Origin of the sequence: Protofrankia sp. Cr1, from assembly GCF_963555865.1 — a bacterium.
Classification (GTDB): domain Bacteria; phylum Actinomycetota; class Actinomycetes; order Frankiales; family Frankiaceae; genus Protofrankia.
The window spans coordinates 1-1,078 of record NZ_CAUVXO010000186.1 but is presented as its reverse complement, the minus strand read 5'-3'; the positions used below and the strand labels follow the sequence as shown (position 1 = coordinate 1,078).

Here is a 1,078-nt window from a genome sequence, read left to right as displayed (position 1 = left end):
TTAATGCGTACCGGCGGGAGCATGTCGGCGACGAGCCACCGTTGTCGGTGCATGAACGGGCCCGGCTGCGGGAACTGGAACGGGAAGTCCGCGACCTGCGCATGAAGGCAGAATTTCTGGGAAAAGCGGCGGCCTTCTTCGCCCAGGAATATCGGTGAGCTCCAAGTACGAGTTCATCGATAGCGAGAAGGTCAACTACCCGCTGGTTCGTATGTTCGTGTGGATGGGTGTGTCCGCCTCGGGATTTTACGAATGGCGCCACCGGCCGGCGTCGGCGACCGCCCAGCGCCGCGCCGGGCTGGCCGCCCACATCAAGATCGAGTTCGATGAGTCCGACGGCACCTACGGCTACCGCCGCGTCCACGCCGCCCTGGCTCGCCGTGGCCTCCACGCAGGCCTGGAGCTGGTCAAATCCCTGATGCGACAGCTGGACCTGGTCGCCTGCCAGCCACGGCCCTGGAAGACCACGACCGCCGCCGACCCGGCTGCGCCGGTGATCCCCGACCTCGTGTGCCGCGACTTCACCGCGCCAGCACCCGGGGTCAAGCTCGTCGGAGCCATCACCTATATCCACACCTGGGAAGGCTGGCTGTATCTGGCGACGGTCATCGACTGCCACACCAAAGCGGTCGTCGGCTGGTCCATGGCCGACCACTTCAGAACACCACTCATCAACGCAGCGATCATCATGGCCGCCGGCAACATCGAGCTGCAGCCGGGCTGTATCTTTCACTCCGACCGCGGCAGTAACTACACGTCCGCCGACTTCGCCAAGACCCTCAGGTCCCTCGGTGTCCTCCAGTCCGTCGGGCGCACCGGGGTCTGCTGGGACAACGCTATGGCCGAGTCTTTCTTCGGCGCCCTGAAAAATGAGCTCGTCTACCGGACCAGTTTTGCCACTCGCGCACACGCCCGGCGTGCTATAGTCCGATACATTGAAGTCTTCTACAATCGCAAGCGTCTTCACTCTGGGCTCGACTACAGAACCCCCGCAGAGGTCCACACCGAATACCTCGCACAGCGGGCCGCAGCATAGAAATATCCACTGAACGCTATCCGGAAAACGCGGGGCCGCTCA

Annotated in this window: 1 protein-coding gene; it reads left to right on the top strand. The window is 63.4% G+C overall.

What is annotated here, in order from left to right:
• The first annotated feature begins 112 nt into the window (after positions 1–112).
• Entirely contained in the window at positions 113–1,036 is a 924-nt protein-coding gene (locus U9980_RS15330) for an IS3 family transposase (RefSeq protein WP_322768540.1), read from the top strand.
• Positions 1,037–1,078 lie beyond the last annotated feature (42 nt).